The organism is Leisingera sp. G5_S3_59_S7 (genome assembly GCF_054968485.1).
The window spans coordinates 174,004-196,103 of sequence record NZ_JBQKUH010000003.1 but is presented as its reverse complement, the minus strand read 5'-3'; the positions used below and the strand labels follow the sequence as shown (position 1 = coordinate 196,103).

Annotated in this window: 25 protein-coding genes and 1 pseudogene; 11 read left to right on the top strand and 15 right to left on the bottom strand. The window is 59.6% G+C overall.

Annotated features, from left to right (window positions below; genetic code table 11):
* Nucleotides 1–4: 4 nt before the first annotated feature.
* Nucleotides 5–1,081, top strand: a complete 1,077-nt coding sequence (locus ACTRWG_RS03475) for a tyrosine-type recombinase/integrase (protein ID WP_027236547.1) — start codon at nt 5–7, stop codon at nt 1,079–1,081.
* A 451-nt stretch (nt 1,082–1,532) separates the two neighbouring features.
* On the opposite strand, the gene ACTRWG_RS03470 is transcribed toward ACTRWG_RS03475, so the two are convergent.
* The 6 genes and pseudogenes from ACTRWG_RS03470 to ACTRWG_RS03445 form a co-directional block, all read right to left on the bottom strand.
* Nucleotides 1,533–2,078 (bottom strand): c-type cytochrome, encoded by a 546-nt coding sequence (locus tag ACTRWG_RS03470; RefSeq protein WP_082023082.1) that lies wholly within the window; start codon nt 2,076–2,078, stop codon nt 1,533–1,535.
* A gap of 38 nt (nt 2,079–2,116) precedes the next feature.
* Nucleotides 2,117–2,584, bottom strand: coding sequence for a DUF411 domain-containing protein (locus tag ACTRWG_RS03465; protein ID WP_027236546.1), 468 nt, complete (start codon nt 2,582–2,584; stop codon nt 2,117–2,119).
* A gap of 74 nt (nt 2,585–2,658) precedes the next feature.
* A pseudogene (locus tag ACTRWG_RS03460) lies at nt 2,659–2,826 on the bottom strand (cation transporter); the annotation flags it as partial.
* Between the two features lie 157 nt (nt 2,827–2,983).
* On the bottom strand, nt 2,984–4,408 hold the full coding sequence (merA, locus tag ACTRWG_RS03455; RefSeq protein ID WP_027236545.1) for a mercury(II) reductase: 1,425 nt from the start codon (nt 4,406–4,408) through the stop codon (nt 2,984–2,986).
* Between the two features lie 321 nt (nt 4,409–4,729).
* Entirely contained in the window at nt 4,730–5,044 is a 315-nt protein-coding gene (locus ACTRWG_RS03450; protein WP_027236544.1) for a cation transporter, read from the bottom strand.
* Between the two features lie 12 nt (nt 5,045–5,056).
* Nucleotides 5,057–5,449, bottom strand: a complete 393-nt coding sequence (locus ACTRWG_RS03445) for a mercuric transporter MerT family protein (protein WP_027236543.1) — start codon at nt 5,447–5,449, stop codon at nt 5,057–5,059.
* 76 nt (nt 5,450–5,525) lie between these two features.
* Between ACTRWG_RS03445 and ACTRWG_RS03440 the strand changes: the two genes are divergently transcribed.
* Nucleotides 5,526–5,939 carry a MerR family transcriptional regulator gene (locus tag ACTRWG_RS03440; protein WP_027236542.1) on the top strand — a complete coding sequence of 138 codons (414 nt, stop codon included), beginning with the start codon at nt 5,526–5,528 and terminating at the stop codon, nt 5,937–5,939.
* Entirely contained in the window at nt 5,885–6,262 is a 378-nt protein-coding gene (locus ACTRWG_RS03435) for a YnfA family protein (RefSeq protein WP_051357805.1), read from the top strand. The genes ACTRWG_RS03440 and ACTRWG_RS03435 overlap by 55 nt, the downstream gene beginning before the upstream one ends.
* Before the next feature lie 158 nt (nt 6,263–6,420).
* Here the strand turns inward: ACTRWG_RS03435 and phnE are convergent, their stop codons facing one another.
* Genes phnE through ACTRWG_RS03415 form a run of 4 tightly spaced genes read right to left on the bottom strand, consistent with a single transcriptional unit; the run spans nt 6,421 to nt 10,641 of the window.
* Nucleotides 6,421–7,164, bottom strand: a complete 744-nt coding sequence (gene phnE / locus ACTRWG_RS03430; RefSeq protein WP_036797393.1) for a phosphonate ABC transporter, permease protein PhnE — start codon at nt 7,162–7,164, stop codon at nt 6,421–6,423.
* Nucleotides 7,164–7,934 carry a phosphonate ABC transporter ATP-binding protein gene (locus ACTRWG_RS03425; protein ID WP_027236539.1) on the bottom strand — a complete coding sequence of 257 codons (771 nt, stop codon included), beginning with the start codon at nt 7,932–7,934 and terminating at the stop codon, nt 7,164–7,166. Before ACTRWG_RS03425 ends, phnE begins: the two co-directional genes overlap by 1 nt.
* Nucleotides 7,931–8,788: a phosphate/phosphite/phosphonate ABC transporter substrate-binding protein gene (locus tag ACTRWG_RS03420; protein WP_027236538.1), complete on the bottom strand. Its 858-nt coding sequence runs from the start codon at nt 8,786–8,788 to the stop codon at nt 7,931–7,933. The genes ACTRWG_RS03425 and ACTRWG_RS03420 overlap by 4 nt, the downstream gene beginning before the upstream one ends.
* Nucleotides 8,788–10,641, bottom strand: a complete 1,854-nt coding sequence (locus ACTRWG_RS03415) for a cytochrome c peroxidase (protein ID WP_036797390.1) — start codon at nt 10,639–10,641, stop codon at nt 8,788–8,790. Before ACTRWG_RS03415 ends, ACTRWG_RS03420 begins: the two co-directional genes overlap by 1 nt.
* 109 nt (nt 10,642–10,750) lie before the next feature.
* On the opposite strand from ACTRWG_RS03415, the gene mntR reads away from it, so the two are divergent.
* Nucleotides 10,751–11,209 carry a manganese-binding transcriptional regulator MntR gene (gene mntR, locus ACTRWG_RS03410; RefSeq protein WP_152612216.1) on the top strand — a complete coding sequence of 153 codons (459 nt, stop codon included), beginning with the start codon at nt 10,751–10,753 and terminating at the stop codon, nt 11,207–11,209.
* A 297-nt stretch (nt 11,210–11,506) separates the two neighbouring features.
* On the opposite strand, the gene ACTRWG_RS03405 is transcribed toward mntR, so the two are convergent.
* The 3 genes from ACTRWG_RS03405 to ACTRWG_RS03395 form a co-directional block, all read right to left on the bottom strand.
* Complete coding sequence (locus ACTRWG_RS03405; protein WP_027236536.1) at nt 11,507–12,424, bottom strand: cation diffusion facilitator family transporter; 918 nt, start codon at nt 12,422–12,424, stop codon at nt 11,507–11,509.
* Nucleotides 12,414–13,184, bottom strand: coding sequence for a transglutaminase-like domain-containing protein (locus ACTRWG_RS03400; RefSeq protein WP_027236535.1), 771 nt, complete (start codon nt 13,182–13,184; stop codon nt 12,414–12,416). The genes ACTRWG_RS03405 and ACTRWG_RS03400 overlap by 11 nt, the downstream gene beginning before the upstream one ends.
* A 237-nt stretch (nt 13,185–13,421) precedes the next feature.
* Complete coding sequence (locus tag ACTRWG_RS03395) at nt 13,422–13,850, bottom strand: MerR family transcriptional regulator (RefSeq protein WP_027236534.1); 429 nt, start codon at nt 13,848–13,850, stop codon at nt 13,422–13,424.
* 174 nt (nt 13,851–14,024) lie between these two features.
* Between ACTRWG_RS03395 and ACTRWG_RS03390 the strand changes: the two genes are divergently transcribed.
* From ACTRWG_RS03390 to ACTRWG_RS03360, 7 genes are read left to right on the top strand one after another with little or no spacing between them, the layout of a single operon-like run.
* Nucleotides 14,025–14,621, top strand: a complete 597-nt coding sequence (locus tag ACTRWG_RS03390; RefSeq protein WP_051357804.1) for an SCO family protein — start codon at nt 14,025–14,027, stop codon at nt 14,619–14,621.
* Entirely contained in the window at nt 14,618–15,043 is a 426-nt protein-coding gene (locus ACTRWG_RS03385) for a disulfide bond formation protein B (RefSeq protein WP_027236532.1), read from the top strand. The genes ACTRWG_RS03390 and ACTRWG_RS03385 overlap by 4 nt, the downstream gene beginning before the upstream one ends.
* The gene (locus ACTRWG_RS03380) at nt 15,040–15,699 is read left to right on the top strand and encodes a DsbA family protein (RefSeq protein ID WP_027236531.1); all 660 of its coding nucleotides are present in this window, start codon (nt 15,040–15,042) and stop codon (nt 15,697–15,699) included. Before ACTRWG_RS03385 ends, ACTRWG_RS03380 begins: the two co-directional genes overlap by 4 nt.
* Nucleotides 15,700–15,726: 27 nt before the next feature.
* Complete coding sequence (locus tag ACTRWG_RS03375) at nt 15,727–16,191, top strand: copper chaperone PCu(A)C (protein ID WP_027236530.1); 465 nt, start codon at nt 15,727–15,729, stop codon at nt 16,189–16,191.
* A complete protein-coding gene (locus tag ACTRWG_RS03370; protein ID WP_027236529.1) occupies nt 16,191–16,817 on the top strand; it encodes an SCO family protein in 627 nt (208 codons plus the stop codon). Before ACTRWG_RS03375 ends, ACTRWG_RS03370 begins: the two co-directional genes overlap by 1 nt.
* Nucleotides 16,814–18,187: a M23 family metallopeptidase gene (locus tag ACTRWG_RS03365; RefSeq protein ID WP_027236528.1), complete on the top strand. Its 1,374-nt coding sequence runs from the start codon at nt 16,814–16,816 to the stop codon at nt 18,185–18,187. Before ACTRWG_RS03370 ends, ACTRWG_RS03365 begins: the two co-directional genes overlap by 4 nt.
* A 2-nt stretch (nt 18,188–18,189) precedes the next feature.
* A complete protein-coding gene (locus tag ACTRWG_RS03360) occupies nt 18,190–18,645 on the top strand; it encodes a DUF411 domain-containing protein (RefSeq protein WP_027236527.1) in 456 nt (151 codons plus the stop codon).
* 223 nt (nt 18,646–18,868) lie between these two features.
* Here the strand turns inward: ACTRWG_RS03360 and ACTRWG_RS03355 are convergent, their stop codons facing one another.
* Together ACTRWG_RS03355 and ACTRWG_RS03350 are read right to left on the bottom strand one after the other, a co-directional pair.
* Nucleotides 18,869–19,378 (bottom strand): L,D-transpeptidase family protein, encoded by a 510-nt coding sequence (locus ACTRWG_RS03355; protein WP_035919395.1) that lies wholly within the window; start codon nt 19,376–19,378, stop codon nt 18,869–18,871.
* Between the two features lie 63 nt (nt 19,379–19,441).
* The gene (locus ACTRWG_RS03350) at nt 19,442–21,793 is read right to left on the bottom strand and encodes a heavy metal translocating P-type ATPase (RefSeq protein WP_167332324.1); all 2,352 of its coding nucleotides are present in this window, start codon (nt 21,791–21,793) and stop codon (nt 19,442–19,444) included.
* Nucleotides 21,794–22,100 lie beyond the last annotated feature (307 nt).

Here is a 22,100-nt window from a genome sequence, read left to right as displayed (position 1 = left end):
AGAGATGCCCCTCATTCTCTTTCGGCGCAAAAACAGCCAAGGCAAACCCACCGGAAATTTCGTCATCCGGGGTACCCTCGCAGGACAAAGCATTTATGAGAGCACTGGAGTTAGCGACAAAAAAGCCGCAGAAATCATCCGTGTAAGACGGTCAGCCGAAATCATCGAGCGTGCGACACTTGGTAAGTCGGCAACCCTGACTTTTGCCGAGGCTGCGCTGACCTACATGGAAAGTGGTGGGGAAACCCGGTTCATCGGACCGCTGCTGATTCACTTCGGGGAAAAGACACGGCTGGCCGACGTCGACAATGACGCGGCGAACAAAGCGGCACGGGCGATCCTGATGCCCGACGCTGCACCCGCCACCATCAACCGGCAGATCATCACCCCCATCAGCGCCATCTACAATCTAGCCGCTGACGATGGCCATGTGACTCCGCGCCGCTTCCGCCGTCGCAAGGAGCCCCAGTCCAAAATCCGCTGGCTGACACCTGGCGAGGCCGAGGATCTACTGGAAGCAAGCGAGCCACACCTGCTCCCGATCGTGACATTCCTGCTTGGAACCGGCTGCCGCACCAGCGAGGCGCTGGGACTGCAATGTGAAAACCTTCACCTAGAAACCCGTCAAGCGCTCATTCCGACATCCAAGAATGGCGAGCTGAAAATGGCCGAATTTCCGGCGCGTGTGATGCGTCTGCTTGCTGCTTCAGGACTGCCGGAAACCGGGGCTGTTTTCCGCACGCCGAAGGGAAAGGCATACAAGCTCAGCACCGGCAGCGGCGGTCAGATTGAAGCTGCCTTCACCAAGGCGCGTGTTGCGGCCAAACTAGGCGGCGATGTGACACCGCACACGCTGCGGCATACCTTTGCCACATGGCACTATGCGATGAACAAGGACTTGCTTCTGCTGATGACGCGTGGCGGCTGGAAGAAACCAGATATGGCGCTCAAGTATGCCAAGCTGGCCCCCGCCGATCTGCCAGAAAAGCTTCTGGCGCACGGCTGGGACTTCCGTACACAGTTGCAGGCCGATCAGGGGCAGAAAGCCATTTTCGGGGCAAAGATCAGGGTGATAAAGTAGGTAGGATGCCGGGGTGAAAAAGTTGATTTGGTTAGCCTAGGCTCCGCATATACGCCATTTTTTAGCCATGAGCGCATTCACTTTCGCAGGCGGGGTGCGGCAAGCTGACCCCGCGCTCATCCGTCAGATTGCGTCAATTAGTGAAGGGTGACACATAGTTTTTTCACTAAGGCGCCACTAACCCCTCAATCTTTTTTTCAGCAGACTCCCCTCTCTCGCACCAGTCTTCATTATTAACTCATTGGTTTGCCATCGGAGCAAGCAGACGTTTATGCTGCGTGCGGCGAAATCGAGTTTCGAGCCCCTAACCTGCTGGTGCTGCGGCTTACAGGAATGTCTGTTTCCGTGTTTCCTACCAGAATGCCGCCTTGTCAGACTTTTATCTGCTGGAACTATCGTCACAGTATCGACAGCAAAAAATCTCTTCGAAGACCAGCAGATTGACGACAGATCAAGGGAAACCTGAGCGCATGTAGGCGATGATCTTCCAGATGTCTTCTTCACTCAGCGTTTGTTTAAAAGCTGGCATGTCTGTTCCGAAGCGTTCTCCACCCTCGGAGATAGCCCAAAGAAGATACTCATCTCCCGACATCGGCATCTGGATCAACCATCTCAGGAGGGCCGGAGAGGGAACGAGCGAGCGTCCGGCTTTACCATCTCCCAAACCCTTGGCGCCATGACACCTCGCGCAGTTTTCCGTGTAAAGTGCCTGACCCTCCGTAAGATTTCCGGGTGTCGCGCGAATGGTGCTTCGAGCCCCCCGATAGGCTGAAGGCACGCCCTCGTTCATGTATGTCCAGTGTCGCTGCATGCGCTGCTGCTGGCCAGGTCCCATGTTGCCATGCCCCCAACCAGGCATGCGTTCAGACCTCATGTGGCCCGGTCCCATTGGCCCATGACCCCACCAGTCTCCTGCTTGCTGTTGGGCACCGGCCACACCGGCAATAGCGATAGACAAAACGCCAAGGGCAAGAATGCGTAATCCACGCCGTGTCATCTTCTCCTCCTTACTGATTCCGCTCGATGAATGTCGCCTCAGGCCGCTTCGTAACTCGTGAACACCTCGGTGCTGCCGTCCTTAAGGATCAAGAATACGTCGTAGGCCTCACGACGATCTTCCGGCCCCATCCCAGGCGAACCGTAGGGCATCCCAGGAACAGCAAGTCCAATGGCGCTAGGTCGCTCCTCCAATAGACGACGAATGTCGGCAACCGGTACGTGCCCCTCGATCATGTAGCCATCGATCTCGCCTGTGTGGCAGGAGATCATTTTTTCGGGAATGCCGTTGTCCAATTTGTGGCGGACGAGCAGTGTTCCAAAGCTGCGCTCCTCGGTAACGCGAAAGCCTTCCTGCCGAAGGATATCGATCCAAGCACTGCAACAGCCGCAATTCGGATCCTTGAGAACATGGATGGAAGGTGTGTTTTGCGCAAACGTGGCAAATGGTGCTGTGCTGGCGAAGCCTGCGGCGTAAGTCAGTATTTGGCGGCGTTTCAGGTGCATAGTGAGAGTCCTCTGTACTTGCGACTCAGTTGAGCAAATTTCGCATCATTCGAGATAGGTTGTCTTGATCCTCGTCAAACATGCTGATGTTCTCCAACTTCCCGGCGCTCGGCGAGCGCTTGGCGCACGATCTGGAAAGCAGGGGAAAGAAACAACGTTGCCATGACCGCAGCAACAATCAGGTCAGGCCAACCGCTTGCCGTGCCCCAGACCCCCAAGGCCGCAAACATAACTGCCACGTTCTGGCGCCAAGCCCTGTCGCTACGGCAATCAAGCAAAACGAACTCGGGCTATGCTACCACCAAACCGGCGAGAAGCAGCAGACCGACCGTGATAAGCGACAGGCTGTCAATGTCTTGCAGGAGAGCTTCAATACCGGTCATCCGATGTGCTCCCAATTCACCCTGCGCAGCAGGAGAGCTGACCTACATCCATGTCAAAGGTCTGCGCTGCGAGTTTCAGCCCTTCTACGGTAGTGAGATAGGGAAATATCGTAGTTCCAAGTGACTTAGCGGTCATTCCGAATTTCAAGGCCATGGCCAGAGTCTGGACGCTGTCGGAGCCTTCCGGCGCCATGATAACACCTCCCAGAAGCTGGTCTGTCCTGGCATCGGCCACCAGTTTAATCAGGCCGCGCGTGTCCCGAGCCGCAAGCGCGCGCGGCACGTTGTCGAGCGTGAGAACGCTGGTTCTCACCTCATGGCCCGCCGCTTGCGCCTGCGCTTCGGTCAGGCCGGCGCCCGCCACCTGCGGGTCGGTGAATACAACCCAGGGCATCGCCGCATTATCGTAGGTCTCTTGACCGCCCAGAACTGCATTGCGGGCTGCCAGTTTCGCGCCATAGGCTGCCATGTAGACAAACTGATCGCGGTCCGTCACATCCCCGGCCGCATAGACGCCGGGGCGGCTGGATTGCATATCCACGCCGACAGCAATGGCCCCTCGCGCATCCGTTTCAACCCCCAGCTCCGCAAGGCCAAGTCCCTCGGTATTCGGGGTGCGCCCGGTTGTCAGGACGAGATAATCTGCCTCCAGATCCTGCACCGCACCGTCCTTTTGCACGTGCAGAACTGCTTCGCTGCCTTCACGGTGGCTACCCTCGTAGCTAACGCCTTCCAAAATCGTAATGCCTTCGTCGCGCAGGATTTCCGCCAGCGCTTCGGAGACCTCTGGCTCAGCCTGCGGCAGCAGGCGAGAGCGGCAGACAAGAGACACACTGACGCCCATCCGGGACATCATCTGCGCCAATTCAACGCCGATGAATCCGCCGCCCAGAAAAATCAAGCGTTCAGGCAAATGCTCCAATTCCAGCAGAGACGTGCTGTCCAGGGACGGCACAGTTTCAATTCCCGCGATGTCTGGCTGTGCTGGCCTCCCGCCGGTTGCGATGATCACCTTCGGCACCTGGATAAACCGGCCTCCTGCCTCGACACCGCCCGCAACCAGCCGCGCGGGGCCTTCTTCGATATAGGTGACACCCTCGTATCCTGGGAGCAAATCGGCATACTTCTTCTGCCTCAGCATAGCGACCAGATCATCCTTGGCCCCGGTTATCGCAGCCCAGTCTGTGACTTCTGCGCTGGCTTTCAGACCGCGAAAGCGATGCGCAGCCATCGCGCCATGCACCGCCTCGGCGGCACGGATCATCGTTTTCGAAGGCACACAACCCACATTCACACAGGTGCCGCCGATGGTGCCGTGCCCGATCAGCGCCACGCGTTTGCCGCCTTTGGCCGCAGTAATCGCGGCCGAGAAACCCGCCGATCCGGCCCCAATGACAGCAAGGTCATATTCTCCATTCGGCGTGCAGCAGTCGCTGTTCATTTTTTGATCCTTTTCAGGGCGCGCGCGGGCGCCGTTGTTTTGTGATTGGTTCATGCTCCGGCGAACTTTGCCGGGATCAGATTCAGCCCCAAAGGAGCACCATCCTAGTGGGGGCAGAAACAGCCGCAGCGCATCGAACGCCAGACCAATGCAAGAGCCGCAGCCGCCAGCCCAATGGCAATCATGCCGTACCCGGTCAGCCACCCGCCAACCGTTCCGACAAGCGCAGACAAAAGGACACGGCCGCCACAGCAGATTATCACCAGCGGTGCCGCCAGGATTGTCGCGGCGAGGCCTCCCATCAGACTGTCGCGCACAGGATCAGCCCTTCTCCATCGCCGGATAACCAGCATTTGCGGAGGCTGCCGAAATAGCTTCAGCGCTTGTTGCCGCGCTGTCAAAAACAACCGTGGCAGTCTTTGCTTCAAAATCCACGTCTACAGAGCGCACGCCACCCACCCCCGCCATGGCGTGCTTCACAGTCACCGGGCAGAGCGCGCAGGTCATATTTTCAACTGCGAAGGTTACAGTCTCCTCCGCTGCAACGCTTTGGGCGGCAGCGGGCAGCGCAAAGGAGGCGATGGACGCCATTCCGAGAAGGCCAAAGCCGAGAACCGCGGCGAGCATTTTTTTCATGAGATATTCCTTTCAATAGAAGAGCGGCGCCCACCAGGTGATGGTCAGAGCTGCCACAACAAGAACCAGCGAGATCCAGAGTGCGGTTTTGGTGATGCGTGCCGAAGAAGGCTTGGCGCAGTAGGAGCCAGGTTCGCAGGTGGCTGGCCTGCGGAAATAGACTTGCCGGAAGCCGGCGCCGATGAAGCCAAGCGCGATCAGAGCGAATACCGGCTTGTAGGGCTCAAGTGCGGTCAGGTTACCAATCCAGGCCCCCGAGATACCGAGCGTGAGCAAAACCAGCGGTCCGACGCAACAGGCGGACGCAAAAACCGCGCCAAGCAGACCGCCCGCGGCAAGCCAGCCTTTGCTGTTTCGGTTCACACCCGTGTCCGCTTCTCCGGTTTGCTTTTCAGCAATCCTCATATTTTTCTCCTCACGAATAGGGCTAGCACCTTGTGTAGGGCCTGTAGTAGCTACAGGGGCAAGGAGGTTATTTACGATGCCAGATCACAAAAACGCGACATCTCTCACTCGGGGGGAGCTGGCCAAGGCAACGGGCTGCAACCTTGAAACCATCCGATATTACGAGAAGACCGGCATGATGCCGGACCCGCCGCGCACGGCTGCGGGCCACCGCATCTACGGGCAGAGCCACATTCAGCGTCTGCGTTTCATCCTGCGGGCCCGCGAGCTCGGCTTTGCCATTGACGAAATTAAAGGGCTGCTTGGCCTCGTGGATGGCGGCACCCAGACTTGCGGCGAAGTGAAAGCCCTGACTGAACGCCATCTCAGCGATGTGCGCCGGAAAATTGAAGACCTTCGCAGGATCGAAAAAGTATTGGCCGCAACAGCAGGCCAATGTTCCGGCGAGGATGTCCCGGAGTGCCCGGTGCTGGAGGCGCTGGCATCTTGACCGGGACGTTTCTGATCTTTGCCCTGGCAGCCCTGGCGGAAATCGCCGGGTGCTTTGCCTTCTGGGCGTGGCTGCGCCTCGACCGTTCGCCGCTCTGGCTCGTGCCCGGCATCGCAAGCCTTGTGCTGTTCGCGTATCTTCTGACGCGCGCAGACAGCGCATTTGCCGGGCGGGCCTACGCCGCCTATGGCGGCGTCTATATCGCCAGTTCTATGTTCTGGATGTGGCTGGCCGAAGGCAATCGCCCCGACCGCTGGGATATAGCAGGAATGATGATATGCCTGATCGGTAGCGCTCTCATTTTGATGCCGTTGCGTAGTTAACGTCCGCCGGCAAGCAATCTTAGAAGAAGGCTGGAGCCCTTCTGTTTCCCTTGGCTCCAGCCTTCAGTTCGGAATCCCTTGCTACGCGCTGTGGAGGGGCGCCGGCCACTCAGCATTTCAGCCGCCTATAACCGTAGTCATAAACTGTAAGGATCCGCTCAGGAAAACCGCTTGTGCAGGGCGGAGTTGACCGCCTCCGACGCAAGCACAAGCACAACAATGGCCATGGTTACCGTCGCGGCCTTGTCATATTGGAACGAGCGCACGTAGGTCTGGACATAAAGCCCGATGCCGCCCGCACCGACAATGCCGAGGATTAGGCTTTCGCGCAGGTTCAGTTCGAAACGGAACACGGTGTCCCGCAGGATGACCGGCGCCATCTGAGGCCAAATCGCCCATCGCAGCTGCTGCGTGCGGCTGGCGCCAGCACTTTCCAGTGCTACCACCGGGGCGGCGGCCACATTGTCGATCGCTTCGGCATAGAATTTCGCCAGCATCCCCGTTGCATGGAAGGTGATGGCGAGGATCCCGGGCAAGGGCCCAAGCCCCACCGCACCAACCATGAGCATCGCCACCAGGATCAGCGGAATGGAGCGGATCATCGCCAGAAGGCCGCGCACCGGGCGCCAAACGGATGACGGCACTAGGGTCTCGGCTGCGAGAACTGCCAGCCCAGCGGACAGGATGACCGCAAAGAAAGTACCGAGGATGGCAATCCGCAGGGTTTCTGCCAGACCCCGCATGACTTCGCGCCAGATCGACAGGTCCGGCGGCATCATCCGCCCGAGGAATTCGCCCAGGCGAGGCCCTGCACCGGGAAGCTTGTCCAGCCCCATTTCTGCGCTTGTGGCGGACCAAAGGACGGCCGCCGCCAGCACGATCCAAGTCAGCACCTGGCTCATCAACTGACCACGCGCAGCCCGGCGCCGGGAACCGTGCCGTGGTAAAGTTCGGCGATGTCGTCGCTGGTCACCTGAGCGGAGGGTTTGTCGAACTGCACTGCGCCGGCTCGCAGCCCCACAATCCGGTCGGCAAAGCGGCGCGCCAGTTCTGGCTGGTGCGAACTGAAGACGACTCCGATGCCGCGTTTGTCAGCTGCGCCTGTGATCAGGCCGAGGATCCGTTCCGCATGGGCGGGGTCAAGGTTGCTCACCGGTTCGTCGGCAAGGATCAGCCTGGGATCCTGCGCCAGGCAACGGGCAATTGCCACCCGCTGCCGCTGACCGCCTGAAAGCTGGTCCGCCCTACGCCGGGCCAGATCGGAGAGACCGGTATCTTCGAGCGCGGCAGCTGTTTTGAGGTGGTCCTGCTCGCCAAACCGCCCCCAAAGGGAGGGCCAGATGCGCATCCGGGAAAGCCGCCCGTTCATCACATTCTGATAGACAGTCAGCCGGTCAACCAGTGCAAATTCCTGAAAGATGAACCCGGCACCGGTGCGCAGCTCACGCGGCGGAGCCTGCGTTGCCGAAAGCGGCACCCCCAGAACCTCGGCCTCGCCGCGCCAGCCGCGCAGGCGGCCGTCGAGCAGTGCGAGCAGGGTGGATTTCCCGGCGCCCGACGGGCCAAGCAGGGCCACCCGTTCACCCGGTGCGGCGCTGAGCGACACTTCGCACAGCGCCGCGGCGCCGCCGAAGTGGTGCGACACTGCATTCAGGGTGAAAGCTGCTGTCATTTCAGGTACCCGTAGCGCCGTGCCGTCTCGCGCACGCCTTCGTAAACGTCCCGGTCCACCGCGATGTAGCCGTCCGGCCCATAGAGATACGCCAGCAGGTGGCGGTTGCCTGGCTCATTGAGCTGCAACATGGTTTCGATGAACTTGGCCTGCACGCCCTTGTCCAGGCCGGGCCGTGCAACAACCGCATGGCTTGGGATCTGTTCGCTTTCGGCCAGGACTTTGACTTCTGCCTGCTGATCCGGCGTCAGCAGAAGATCGGCATACTGGCTGGCGCCGGCGGCATCCACAAGCCCATTCGCCATGGCCTGCATCGCCTGCTGATAGCCCCCGGCAAAGAACTTCCGGCCAAAGAAATTGTCCGCATCGGCGGCATCGGCGATAAGCCCCTCGCGCACGAACAGATCAAGCGGGTATAGATAGCCGGACTCCGATACCGGATCGGCAAAGGCAATGTCACGCCCTTTGAGGTCGGCCAGCGTCTCGATGCCGCTGTCCTTGCGGACAAACACGCGACCCGCATAGCTCGGCTGCCCGCGGTAGACCTCGGACAGCAGTGGCACGGCACCAATCTGATCCTCGGCCAGAACATAAGGCAGAGCGCCCATGAAAGATATGTCTGCATCGCCGTTGCGCAGCGCCTCGACGGCGGCGGCATGGTCGAAGGTCACAAACCCTGTCACCGGCATTCCCATGCGTTCGGACAGCCAGCCGGTGACCGCCTTTATGTCGCCCAGCAGCTTTTCGGGGTTTTCTTGCGGAATGAAGGCCAGTTTCAGCTCCTCACCCGCTGCCAAGGCTGGCGCGGCGAGGAATGCGGCCGATACGGCCAGAAAATTGCGGCGCGACAGCATCAGAACATCCTCTCGTCAATATCGGCTTGCATCGCTTTGAACAGGTCCCACTGGCGGCCTGCCTCCTCCCAATCGCCTTTGGCGCTTGCATCGCCGACAGCCCGCAGGATGGCCGCGAACTCATAGATCTCCGGCTTGGAGTTTTGATTAACCATGACACTCGCATCTGCCGCCAGATCAGGGGCGACCGTATCCACCAGAAGGGCGATGTTTTCGGCATCGCGCATCGGCAGCAGCGTATCCAGGGTGCTTGCGAAAGTGGTCAGTTCTTCCCAGGACAAGCGGAACACGCTGTCGCGGCCTTCAAACGCCTGATAGGGTTCCTCACCATCTCCGACAGCCTCGAGATAGGCGGTCAGATCGGCACGCTGTGCCTCATCCAGCCCCAGAACTTTGCTTTCGTCGAACCAGTCCACAACGCTGGCCAGCGTTGGCAGCGACCCGTCGTGCATATAGGGCGCGGTGAAGTTGATATTGCGCAAGGTGGGCGTTTCAAAGTGGATTGGCGTACCGCCCGGGAAGGGGGGCTCGGCAGTGCCGATGTCGTATGTGAGACCATCGCGGAAGTTACGCTCGGGCGTGTGGCACGAGGCGCAGGAGCGGTCTCCCAGTCCGGCGAAATCGGTGTTGAACAGCTTCTCCCCGCGCTTGGCAGCTTCCGAGGCCAAATTCGTCAGCCTGCCCGCCCTGTCGATTTTCGGATTCGGAAGAAAGTCGAACTGCTTGACATAGGCCTCCAGCGCGTCCAGCTGGAAGGGTGTCGGCTCATCGCCTGCGAACTCGGTCACGATCACATTGCGGATGAACCGCCGCAGGCTGGGCTCGCGCCCATCGCGCCCGTAAGGCGCAGTAAAGCGGATGCCCCGCATTGAAGGCGTGTCCAGATGGTCGTCTACCCGGTCATTGAACATCGGGTTGAAGAAGGAGCCGTCCACATCCATGCCGCCCGCGTATTTTGACAGTCCGGGGATGAAGAAGTCCCGGTTCACATCCGAACGGTTGTGGCAGGTGGAACAGGCAATACCCAGTTCGCGAGCCGGGCCGCCAAAAATTTCCGGGCTGTCGAACAGCATGTCGCCATAGGCAACCAGCGGCAGGTTCGCCTCATCCTCGCCAGCTTCTTCAAATTGCAGCACCAGCCGGGGCAATTCCTGCTGATCGGCGATATTCGACCCCGGCGGCAAGGTTGCAGGCAGCGACACCGGCGTTCCCGAGCGCACTGCGCTTTCGGGGACCGGGGTCAGCGTTTCGCGTTCCGCATAGGCGGCAGGCAAATAATTTTCTGTCAGATAGGTTTCGAGCGTTGCACGTGCTGCGGCAAAGCTCTCTGCATCGGTCTCTTGCGCTCCATGGCCAAGCACGCCAGCAGTGCCAAGCGAGGAGTTCAGGGCGAGCCATGCCCGCCCCAGATCGCGCGCGGCATTCGCATCCGCCGCCTTGATGCCGTCCTCGAACGCCCGGAACAGCGCTTCGGCATTGGCAACCTCATGTGCTGCGTAGGGCTGTCCAAGCGCAGTCTCTGCCGCTGCCAAGTGACGCAGGATACCCTGGGCCACGGCTGCCGTGGCCGCCTCGAACAGCGCCTGGCGGTCATGCGATGCAAGAGCCGCGCTGATTGCGCGGGCCTCATCCGGGCTCACCCGCGACATGGCATCTTCAGACAATGCGCTGCCCGGTGCCGGTGCGGTCCAGCTGTTTTCGATTTTTTCCCAGGGAACCGGGGTCAGGTTCCCCATGAACAGTGTCAGGCGGTAAGCGGCAGAGCGCGGCGCCCATGGGGCTTGCTCAATCGCTGTGGCCCCGGCGGCCACCGGCAAAAGGCCGACTAATGCCGCTGAAATGAGGTTTTTCATGGTCGAACCTACAAAAGTTAGCTTTGGCTAAATTGTGTAGTTTCTTCTATGCCGTTGTCAACCCGCCTTGTTGCAGGCATACAGGGAGGCCAAAATGACATGCGATCTTATGAGCGACATGACCGAAACAGATGAAAACGCCCTCAATCGAAGCCCAGATGAACAGGCAAGCGGTTTTGAGGCCGTACGCACGGCTCATCAAAGCGAGATGGTCGAAGATTATGTCGAGCTGATTGCCGAGTTGATTCACATGAACGGCGCAGCGCGGCCTGTTGAAATCGCCGAGCGTCTAGGCGTGACCCAGCCCACGGTCTCCAAGAACCTGAACCGCCTGAAACGGGAAGGGCTGATTCTGCAGGAGCCCTACCGTTCGATCCGCCTGACGGAAGAAGGCCGCCAGCTGGCCGAAGCCTGCCGCAAACGGCACAGAATCGTTGTGGATTTCCTTGTGGCTCTTGGCGTGTCGCAAGAGGTGGCCGAATATGATGCCGAAGGGATCGAGCACCACGTCAGCGAAGAAACCTTATCTGTATTCCACGCGTTTACCAGTGAACGGACAAAAAGCTGAGCTATTTTTGGCGCTATTGACTGGGGCGGCTAGAAAGCCCACAAAATTCCCGATGAGATCGTGCTGCCCATGACGAGTGCGGCTAATTTAGGCGGGCTTTCAGCACAGCAATACAGCTGCCCGCGCGATTGCCTTCCGGTTTTACCCCTATCAATCTGCAGGCTGGAAGCATCCGTGAGTGATTTATTGCCGGGAGACGAGGAGATCTATTGTCTACCGGCAAGAGGCATCCAATCTTCCTCGGCATGAGACGCTTTCCAAGGCTTCCGCTGGAACCGGTGTGCCTTGCATCGACTGTCATGAACCATGTCCAAACAACTCCGCGCCGGTGTGCATGTTGGCGGATGCCTCAAACTCCAGAACGGAATAGCGGATGCCATAGTGTTTTGCGAGAGACGATTTGATATCCGACTTGATCTGCTCAGCATTGGCAAGGCATCCCTCTTCGACTACCACATGGCAATCGAGCGCGACCTCGTGTTCCTGCATTTGCCAAAGATGCACGTGATGAACATCGGCAACACCGTCCACGCTCCGGATCACTTCCACGACCCCCTTGCCGTCTATGTCCGGCGGGCTGCCCAGCATCAGCGTCCGGATTGGGCGGCCGATCTCGGTCACAGCGAGGTAGAGAATGTAAAGCGCGATACCAATTGTGATCGCAGGATCAACCCACTTCATGTCATAGAGAATGATGAGCGAGCCACCGATAATCACGGCGACTGAAGCCAGCGCATCAGAAAGGTTGTGCAGGAAGAGTGCTCGAATGTTAACACTGCCTTTCTGCATCGAGTAAGTGAGAAATGCGGTTAACGTGTCCACCACCAGCGCAATGCCGCCGAGGATTACGACAGTCCAGCCCGCAACCTCGGGGGGGTCGATCATCCGCATGCCCCCCTCGTAGATGAGATAGACACCAACCAGTATGAGCGTTGTGTAGTTGACCAGCGCAGCGACAATCTCGATCCGGCCGTAGCCGAAAGTCATACGCTCGTCGGCGGGCCGCCGGGCGATCTTGCGCGCGGCAAACGCGATGAGGAGAGATGCCATATCTGAAAAGTTGTGCAGCGCGTCCGCGATCAAAGCGAGGCTGCCCGCGAAAATTCCGCCGACGACTTGAGCGATGGTCAGAAGGGCATTCGCCCAGATCGCGATGGAAATCCGACGGTCTCCAGAAGCAGGATCGATATGAGCATGGCCATGATCATGCGGCATCTTGGTTTTTCTCGTGGCGGTGGTTCACTAGGCCCAGTCCCGGGATGTGCGGCACGTGCCCGGACCGTATTGCGCGGACACGAGCATTCATCCAGTGGCGGATAACTTTGCGATAGAGCCAGTCACGCAAAATTCCGAACGCCTGCCGGTGGTCCCGGTAGAATTCGTCCGGTGTGCCGAAAGTTCCAAAATCCCGGACAATACCAGTTTTCTGAATGTAAGTGTCTCCACCTGTCCAATCGACTGGTGGCGCGCTCAAACAATTGGTTCCGGCACCATAGCCGCATAGGCTTTCGGTACCGGAAAAGGCGGCCTGGAGCGTCCCTAAGAATGCCTCGTCAAGGATGAAACCCTCGAGATTGACCCAGCCTTCCTCTGTCTCGGCCTCCACCCATGAATGCAAGATCTCGTCTGGAGCAATTGGATAAACGATCTCTGGTACCACGCCCCGCTGCAGCGCCTTGTGGATCGTGAAGCCATGCAGCCGGCACCGCACACCCACTCCGCGTAAAAGCGCCATGAGCAGTGTGCCCTTGGTGTTGCACTGGCCGTAGCCGTCGGTGAGAACCCTGGAGGCTGGGATGTCATCCGCGTGGTTGTAACCAAAGGCAATCTCGTTGCGGACGAAGCCGTACACCGCGCCGATTTGCTCATGCTGGGCCAGTTCCTTCCACCCGCGGTTCGTTATTAGCCTGGCAATTGACGGATGGTCAAAGTCCAATAGCCTCGTAGGCTTAAGAAGCGGATCTGCCGGATACACTGCATTTCTCCTCGAATCTTGCAAGAAGGGGTGTAACCGCTACAGTAACTGTAGCTTCAAGCCCTAATCCTGCAATCGCTATCCAGGATTGTCAGGATCACTTGCCTTTAAGCTGTTATGTGGTCCACTCCTTTTGCAGGCTGTGAGCCTCCAGACTTCGTGCTCGCAGCGGCTGCCTTCGAAAGAAGGCATGTCAGTGCTTAAATGCACAACGCCCCGGATAGTTGAGAGCTGCACTCATGCGCCGATTTCGTCGTGCTCCGTCAGACATTCGGCATGATCACGGAGCACCTCAAGGACCCGGCAATCAGATGTCTTGCCGCCACTGCATTCATGCACCATTCGTTCAAGCTCAGTGCGCAGCGCCTCAAGTCTGGCGATCCGCTGATACACCTGCTTCAACTGCCGCCGTGCTATAGCATCGGCTTCGTCGCAGGACCGTTCCGGATGGTCGCTCAGATCGAGTAGTTCCCGGATTGCATCCAGAGAAAAGCCGAGCTGGCGCGCGTGACGGATGAAGGATAGGCGATCAAGCTCGGCTTCACCATAGCGCCGCTGACCGCCTTCGGTCCTGCCTGGTTCGGGCATCAGGCCAATCTGTTCATAGTAGCGGATGGTCTGGACTTTGGTGCCAGTCTTCTTTCCCAAACTGCCAATCGTGAGCATACGCACCCCCAGGACGCTACAGTTCTGGTAGGTTTAATTGGGTCTGGCACTGGCCACAACTCAATTCACAGACACGCGACAAAGTCCCTCTCCTGAAAAAAACGGTTGAACCTCTAGTAGCTGCAGGGTGTAGACGCGCAAAAAATACGTGGAATCAGAAACGGGCTGCTTGCTTTGAAGCTTAAACTCCTTCGGAAAATTCTTTGGGCGCTGGCGGCTGTTGCGCTAATTTGGCTTTTGCTTTGGGCGGATTATCGTGCGGATCAGGCACGTGAGACGCAGTCGGCTTTCCGTGCGGCCTTCGAACTCACGGACCATCAAGGAATAACACGGACGCAGGAAGACTTCGCCGGGCGGTGGATGCTAGTCTTTTTTGGCTTCGCGAACTGCCCCGATGTCTGCCCGACGACTCTCGCTGAGGTCGCCGCTGTGATGGAAGGTCTAGGTCCGGACGCCGGGCGGATTCAGCCGCTCTTCATCTCGATCGATCCCGAGCGCGATACACCAATGACGCTTGCAGATTTCGTACCGCGCTTCGAGGCCGGCATCATCGGTCTCACGGGGACCCCGGACCAGATCGACCGGACAGCGAAGAGCTTTCACATCTTTTACGAAAAAATCGAGGAGGCTGCGGCCCCCGGCGGTTACACTATGGGGCATTCCTCGCAGCTGTTCCTTTTCGATCCTGAAGGTGGCTATGTCACGGCGTGGCCCTATGGCACGCCAGCAGAAGAGATCGTATCCAGTCTGAGAGAGCAGATTTCCTTATGACATTCAGGCTATCATCCGACACGTCGCTCGCAGCCGCATGGATCGTTGCACTAGTTTCCTCACTGTCTGTTTTGTTCATTGGCGAGGTTCTGGGGCAGACGCCTTGTGTCCTCTGCTGGTTTCAACGGGCATTCATGTTCCCGCTGGCGGTTGTGCTGGGTTGCGGGCTCTGGTGGCGGGACAGGAGGGCCGGCCGCTACGGTGTCGCGCTTTCTCTCGCCGGCGGAGCCATCGCATTGTGGCATCTCGGCCTTTTCTGGGGGCTCATTCCCGAACGCATCCAGCCCTGTACTGCGGCAGGTCCGTCCTGCACTGACCAAGGCCAGCTTGTCCTCAGCGTGCCAATCCCGCTGCTCTCGTTCCTGGCCTTTGCCCTCACCGCTGCCCTGTCAGCCGCTTCTTTGAAGGAAAATACCGAATGAACCGCCGCTCATTGATCCTTTCCGTTTCTGCTCTCGCAGTTGCGGCCTTTTCTGGCGCCTCTTGGTATGCAACGCGATCAGAGCCCATTGGGGAGGCCTCTTCAGTCACCCCGGAGATTGCCGACGCTTTGATCCGGCCCTATTCGCCGGTTCTCGGCCCCGAGGGTGCGACCGTGACGATCGTGGAGTTCTTCGATCCTGCGTGCGAAGCCTGCCGCGCATTTTACCCGGTCGTGAAGGATATTATGGCCGAGCATGGCGATACAGTGCGTGTGGTGATCCGCTACACACCGTTTCACGGGGAAGCTTCGGAAGAAGCGATCCAGGTCCTCGAAGCTGCGCGCATGCAGGGGGTCTTTGAGGAAGTTCTGGAAGCGATACTGCGGGATCAGCCCCGCTGGGCGTCCCACGGTGCGCCCGAGCCCGGCCTCATCCTCAATATCGCTGCGGTCGCAGGTCTCGACGCAGAAGCCGCGCGGACGCAAATGCGCCTGCCGGATATTGTAGGCATCCTCAATCAGGACCGTGCCGATGTCGAAGCCGTGGGTGTGCGCCAGACGCCGACCTTCTTTGTGAACGGCAAGCCGCTCGCTACTTTCGGCGAGGCAGAATTGCGCGCGCTGGTCGCAGCCGAAGTCGCGGCAACCAATAGCTGAGTGACAATCTGAAAGGAAACTGGCGAAATGAAACCGGTACTTCATGCTGCCCTTGCAGCACTTGTGCTGCCACTCGGCGCCGCCTCCGCCGCGCTGGCCGGTTCCGGCCAAGTGAGCATCGAGAATGCCTGGTCGCGGGCATCTATCGGCACCAGCCGTCCCGGAGCTGCCTACATGGAGATAGTGAACGAAGGCGATGAGCCGGTCACACTGACAGGTATCAAGACTGATATTGCCATGATGCCTGAAATTCATCGGAGTTCGACGAACGAACAAGGCGTCAGTTCAATGGCTCCCGCGGGTGACGTGTCTATTGCGGCAGGAGAGACCGTCGCGCTGGAGCCCGGCGGTCTGCATGCCATGCTGATGAAACTTCAGCGCCCGATGAAGGAAGGGGAGACTTTTCCGCTTTCGCTTGTTTTTTCGGACGGTGGCTGGGTAACGGTCAACGTGCCGGTTCTTGGCATCGCAGCGCGCGGCCCGGGAAACTGATGCGGCGGCGTTCAGCTCTCGGATATGGCGCGGCGGCATTTGGTGCGATTGGCCTGACACTCTTGCTGGGCTGGTGGCGTGTAGACGGCCCCGGCGCACCAGAGCCCATGGACCAGCGGCCCTTGCCGCTTACGGCGATGGACTTCCGCCTGACTGACCACAAAGGGCAGCCAGTCGGCCCTGATACGCTTGTCGGGCGCCCGTCGATGATATTCTTCGGCTTCACCTACTGTCCTGACGTCTGCCCCACGACGCTCTCGGACATCTCAAGCTGGCTGGACATGATGGGCGAGGACGCCGAGCGGCTGAACACCATCTTTATCACGGTAGATCCCGAGCGCGACACTGTCGACGCTATGGCAGAGTATGTCGGCTACTTCCATTCGGCGATCCGCGGCTGGACCGGTCCAGAAGCGCAGATCAAGCGTGCAATCGAGGGCCTTCGCGCGACCTATGAGAAGGTTACTGGCGAAGATGGGAGATACACGATGAACCATACGGCGAAGGTCTTTCTGTTCGATGCCGAGGGACGCTTCGTCAGCACTATCGACTACCACGAACCGAGAGAATTCGCAGTTCCGAAAATCCGACGCGCGATGAAAGTTAGACTGGAGGGAGCAACATGAGGTTGAGGTGCCTGATGGCCGGGCTGGCGGTAACGAGCGGGATTTCGGCGGCGGTCGCAATGGTCGCCACATCCTACTCAACTACGCCTGTTCAGCCGACCCTAGCCGAGGCTGGCGTTTGGGAACCTGCGCCTCTCACACCGCCTCGGTTTGTGGAAGGCCCCTCTTACAGGCTTGCCCGCACGCGGCCTGGAAGTGCGCCGGACTTTCGTCCGCCGTTCCTTCCGGCCGTGGTAAGGAACGATGCTCCGCTGACTGCCATAGAACCGCCACTCATCACATGGTCACGCGAAATAGCTCCGGGCGAGACGCTTGATGCGGTTCTGGCCGAGGCCGGGCTTGCCGCCACAGACCGCGCAGAGATCGCCCTTGCGATTGACGCAGAATACGATCTCCGCCGACTGCGCCCCGGTCACGCAATCACTGTCATATCCACGACAGATGGAAGCCCTCGCAATGTGACCCTTGTTGTCGAAGAGGGCATACGGATCGAGGCATTATTTGGAGAGCAGCTCGCCACCCGGGTTGTGGCCCCTGAACCCGAAATCGTGACCCTTGCTGGCGAGACCAGGATCGAAACCTCGATCTTCGGGGCACTGGACGATGCCGGGATACCAGCCCGGTTCGCCGTCGATCTGGCGCAAATGCTGGGCGGCACAGTGGATTTCCGGCGCGAACTGAGCGGCGGCGAGACGCTGCGCCTTCTCTGGCGCGAGGCGCGGGTTGCGAACAAGGCTGTCCGCCAGCCCGAAATTTCGTTCGCTGCATTGGACCTTGGAGACGCTCTCTATGAAATCGCCTGGCCAGAGGATGGAACCGGCAAGGCTACAATCTATCTCGACGGCGAAGTGCTGCGTGTCTTTTCCCAGCCAGTAGAGGGCGCGCGGCTAACTTCCGTCTTCGGCCGCCGCAAGCACCCGGTCTTTGGCAATGTCCGCATGCACACTGGTGTGGACTTTGCTGCAGCGCGTGGAACGCCTGTCCGCGCCACTGCGCCCGGAAGTATTGCGTTTATTGGATGGCGCGGTGGCTATGGCCGTGTTGTCGAGATTGCCCATGGTGCGGACACACTGACCCGATATGCTCATCTCAGCGCCGTGCCCGAAGGCCTTGCTGAGGGTCAACGCGTGTCGGCCGGGGATACCATTGGCCGGATCGGCGCGACGGGCACTGCGACCGGCCCCAATCTGCATTACGAGGTGCGCGTAGACGGCCGGCCCACTGACCCGCTCTCCGATGACCGGCTCGCCGAGGCCACCAGGCGTGCAACACCGGACACAGCGGCGCTTACACGCCTGAGGGCGGCACGCGCCAGGCTGGAGGAGCAGCTTGCCAGCGTGATCGCCGAGAACCCCAATGAAAGGCTTTGACCATGAAACGACCGATCGCCGCCCTGGCATGTGCTCTTGCCCTGCTCCCCGCCGCACAGGTGCTGGCCCAATCGACGCCCATTGAGGTTAAAAAGACCAATGGCTGCGGTTGCTGCCTCGCTTGGATGGAACATCTGGGGGAAAGCGTGTTTGTTCCAAGCGGAAAAAACATGTTCGCAGGGCTGCTCGTGCGGTTCAAACTCGACAACGGTGTGCCGCAGCGCATGGTTTCTTGCCACACAGGTCTCACCGAGGGTTACGTAATTGAGGGGCATGTGCCCGCGGCCGACATTCGCAGGCTCCTTGCCGAGCGTCCCGACGCAGTGGGTCTTGCCGTACCCGGCATGCCGCTCGGATCGCCTGGTATGGATCAGGGCAGCTGGCGAGAGGCTTACGATGTGTTCCTTATCAACAATGACGGCTCGACCGAAGTCTACGCCAGTTACCCCGGCAACTGATCAGCACGATTGCACGCGGGCTGAGAACGGAGCTGTATTCCTCTGTTCGCCTGGCCGTTCAGGCTACCTTGCAACCAAATCACTTGATGATCACAGACCGGTTTCGTTTCTACGGACGGAGTATACCGATGCCTGCGAGGTGATCGTGATGGTGTTTGCAATCTCGGCCTTCAATGCCGCAATTCAAGCACCATTTGCGTGACTGCCCGCCGTCGAGCGCGGTCTATGCATATATTTCGATGGGCGTCCCGTCCCGCACCATTGCATAGACCTCTTCGATCTGGCGGTCGGACACAGAGATACAGCCTGCGGTCCAGTCGCGTTTGTTCATTGGGTCAATGCCCCGTCGCGGCCCGCCATGGATGAAGATGTCACCACCCGGAGATTTGTCTTGCGCCGCTGCAAATGCGATGTCCGCCTCGTTTGGATAAGAGATGCCGATGGAGAGGTGGAACAGACTGTCAGGATTGCGCCGGTCAATGAGGTAGGCGCCTTCGGGTGTTCGTCCATCCCCCTCAAATTGCTTATGACCTTCCGGTGCAAACCCCAGCCCGACCGGGTAGGTGCGCAAAACACCCTCAGCGCCATCCAGAACAAGCAAACGTTCTGATTTGTAGAGCCGCAAACGGGTAACTTCGGGCCCGGTATAACTACGGAACTTGCTTGCACAGCCGGATAGGAGGACGGCAATGCCGCCCAGTAGAATTCTGCGTCTCGGGATTCTGTTGATCATCGCTGCTCGGTGCCATTATTGACGGCTTGTTACCACAACCCTAGTTGAAGGGCCGGCACCAAATCAATGACCATGTGCCAAAGCGCCCTTCGCCATTTGTTCACCTGCTGGCTCGCCGCCTTCCGGCGGCGACTTGTGGCGGCCGTCCGCGTTCAGAAGCCGCAGCGCATTGGCCACCACCAGCAACGACACACCCGCGTCCGCAGCAATGGCCCCCCACATCGAGGCCATTCCGAATGCAGTCGCCACGACAAAGGCGGTTTTCGTCGCTAACGAAAGGCCGATATTCTGGCGGATGATGCTCATCGTGCGGCGCGAATGGGCAATCAGCCACGGCACCTTGGCGATGTCATCTGTCATCAGCGCGATGTCCGCCGTCTCGATGGCCGCGTCCGAGCCTACGGCGCCCATGGCGATGCCGTAATGCGCCCGCGCCATGGCGGGGGCATCGTTTACGCCGTCCCCAATCATGGCAACAACCGAATGGCTGTCCACCAGTTCCTCGATGGCGGTTACCTTGTCTTCTGGCAGCAGTTCAGCGCGAACCTCGTCGATACCGACTTCGGCTGCTACCGCGCGCGCCGTGCGCTCGTTGTCGCCAGTTAGCATGACAACGGTGTTGACACCCTGTGCGTGCAATCGAGAGACGATGCCTTTGGCGTCAGGCCTGATCCGGTCGCGCAGTTCAAGAACGCCCAACACGCCCGTCTCGTCGCCCAACGCGACCAGCGTCGCCCCCGCCCCTTCGATCCGGTCCCGCAACTCATCAGGAATGGCATCCCCAAAACCTTTCTCCGCGGCGAACCGGTCAGAACCAAGCCAGACGGGCCGGTCACCCATGCGACCTTCGAGCCCTCGCCCCGGCACCGTGCGGGTATCCTCCGCAGCGGCTACTGAAACGGCGTCCCGCCCGGCGCGCTCGAGGATAGCGCGCGCTAGCGGGTGCGAGGAGCGCATCTCCAGCGAAGACGCCAGCGCAAGCAGGTCCCGCGCCTCCACCATTCCAAGCGGATGGATTGCCGCAACCTCCGGTCGGCCCTCGGTGATCGTTCCGGTCTTGTCCAAGGCCAGCGCCGTCGTGCGGCCAGGTGCCTCGACATAGGCGCCGCCCTTGATCAGCACGCCCGCCCGCGCCGAAGAGGCCAGCGCCGCAACGATCGAGACAGGCGTCGAAATCACCAGCGCACAGGGGCAGGCGATGACCAGGAGCACCAGAGCATTGTAGAACCAGAAGCCCCATGCGCCGCCAGCAAGTGGCGGAAGAACCGCGAGAGCGATTGCCAGTGCCATGACTACCGGCGTGTATATCCGCGCGAACTTCGCCACCCACTGTTCCACAGGAGCGCGGCGGGAATGCGCGTCGCCAACCATGCGTATGATTTTCGAAAGCACTGTGTCCGATGCCTTCTTCGTTGCCCGCACAGTAAGAGTGCCTTCACCGTTGATGGTGCCGGCATAGACTTCGTCGCCCGGTTCCTTTGGCACCAGAGCGCTTTCACCGGTAATGGGGGCCTGATCAACAGCACCCGCTCCCCCTACGACTTCACCGTCAAGCGGAATGCGGTCGCCGCCGCGCACAATGAATTTTGCATTTACAGCTACCGCGGACGCTGGAACCTCCGCTTCCGATCCATCGTCATAAAGCACCCTTGCCGTGGGGGGCGCGAGGTCCAGCAGCGCCGAAACTGCGTTCCTCGCCCGGCCGACACTCCAGTTTTCGAGATAAAGCGAAAGCGAGAAGAAAAAGGCGACCGTCGCGGCCTCGAAGAATTCGCCAAGGCCGATGGCGCCGGCCACGGCGACGACCATCAGGAGGTTCATGTCGGGCGAGAACCGCCGCGCTGAGGACCACGCCTTGGGAGCGACGAGCCAGACGCCAAAGAGGATCGCAACCGCGAAGAGTCCGGCTTCGGCCATCGGCATCGGTCCCTCCCCATGACCAGCGAACAGCCCTATAGCCCCGCTCATACCGGTCTCGACGATGTGGTAGAGGAAACCTGCTGCCCAAAATCCGCCACTCAACGCGGTGAAGCGCCATTGACGTGCCAGATGCGCTGCCTGATCCTTCGCTGCGTTCTTGACGTCCCAGGGCTTCGCACTCATCCCGGTACTAGCGACCAACTTGGTGACCTCGGAGTCGGATAGTGCTATTGCGGTATCAAGGATCGTCATGCGTCCGTTGATCACGTCAAACGCCAGGTGCTCGGTTCCGCCCACACTCGGACCCACGGCCCGGTTCAGAATTGCCACCTCTTCGGCGCAATCGAGTCCGGAGACCTGGAAACTGCGCCCGTTAGCAGGGGGCGGGCCTGCCGGACCAATGTCCCCGCAGGTTGAAGCACCGCCGCAGCAGGCAGATTCATGATCCTGCGTGCAGGTGCTATTGTCATCGTTACGGCGGGTTTCGAGCGGCATAGGCGGACCTTCAGATTCGACGAGATCCTTCGAACCTAATTCCTACAGCACCTAGAGCTTCAAGTGGTCAAACGCGTTTTTTCGCTAGACGCTCAAATGCGCCGTAAATGCGAGGGTCCGACCTCTGGCTTGTGGCGAAACATACCGTATGCCAGATTGCCGACGGGAAACAAAAAAGCAAACGGCAGAGGTTCAGATGCAGAAACGAAATGCGGCAATCGTGGCCACAATGCTAATTCTGGCAGGATGTTCTTCCTCTACTAGTGTCTCCGGCAACGCCGCAACGCGGGTCGGAAACGTGCCTGAC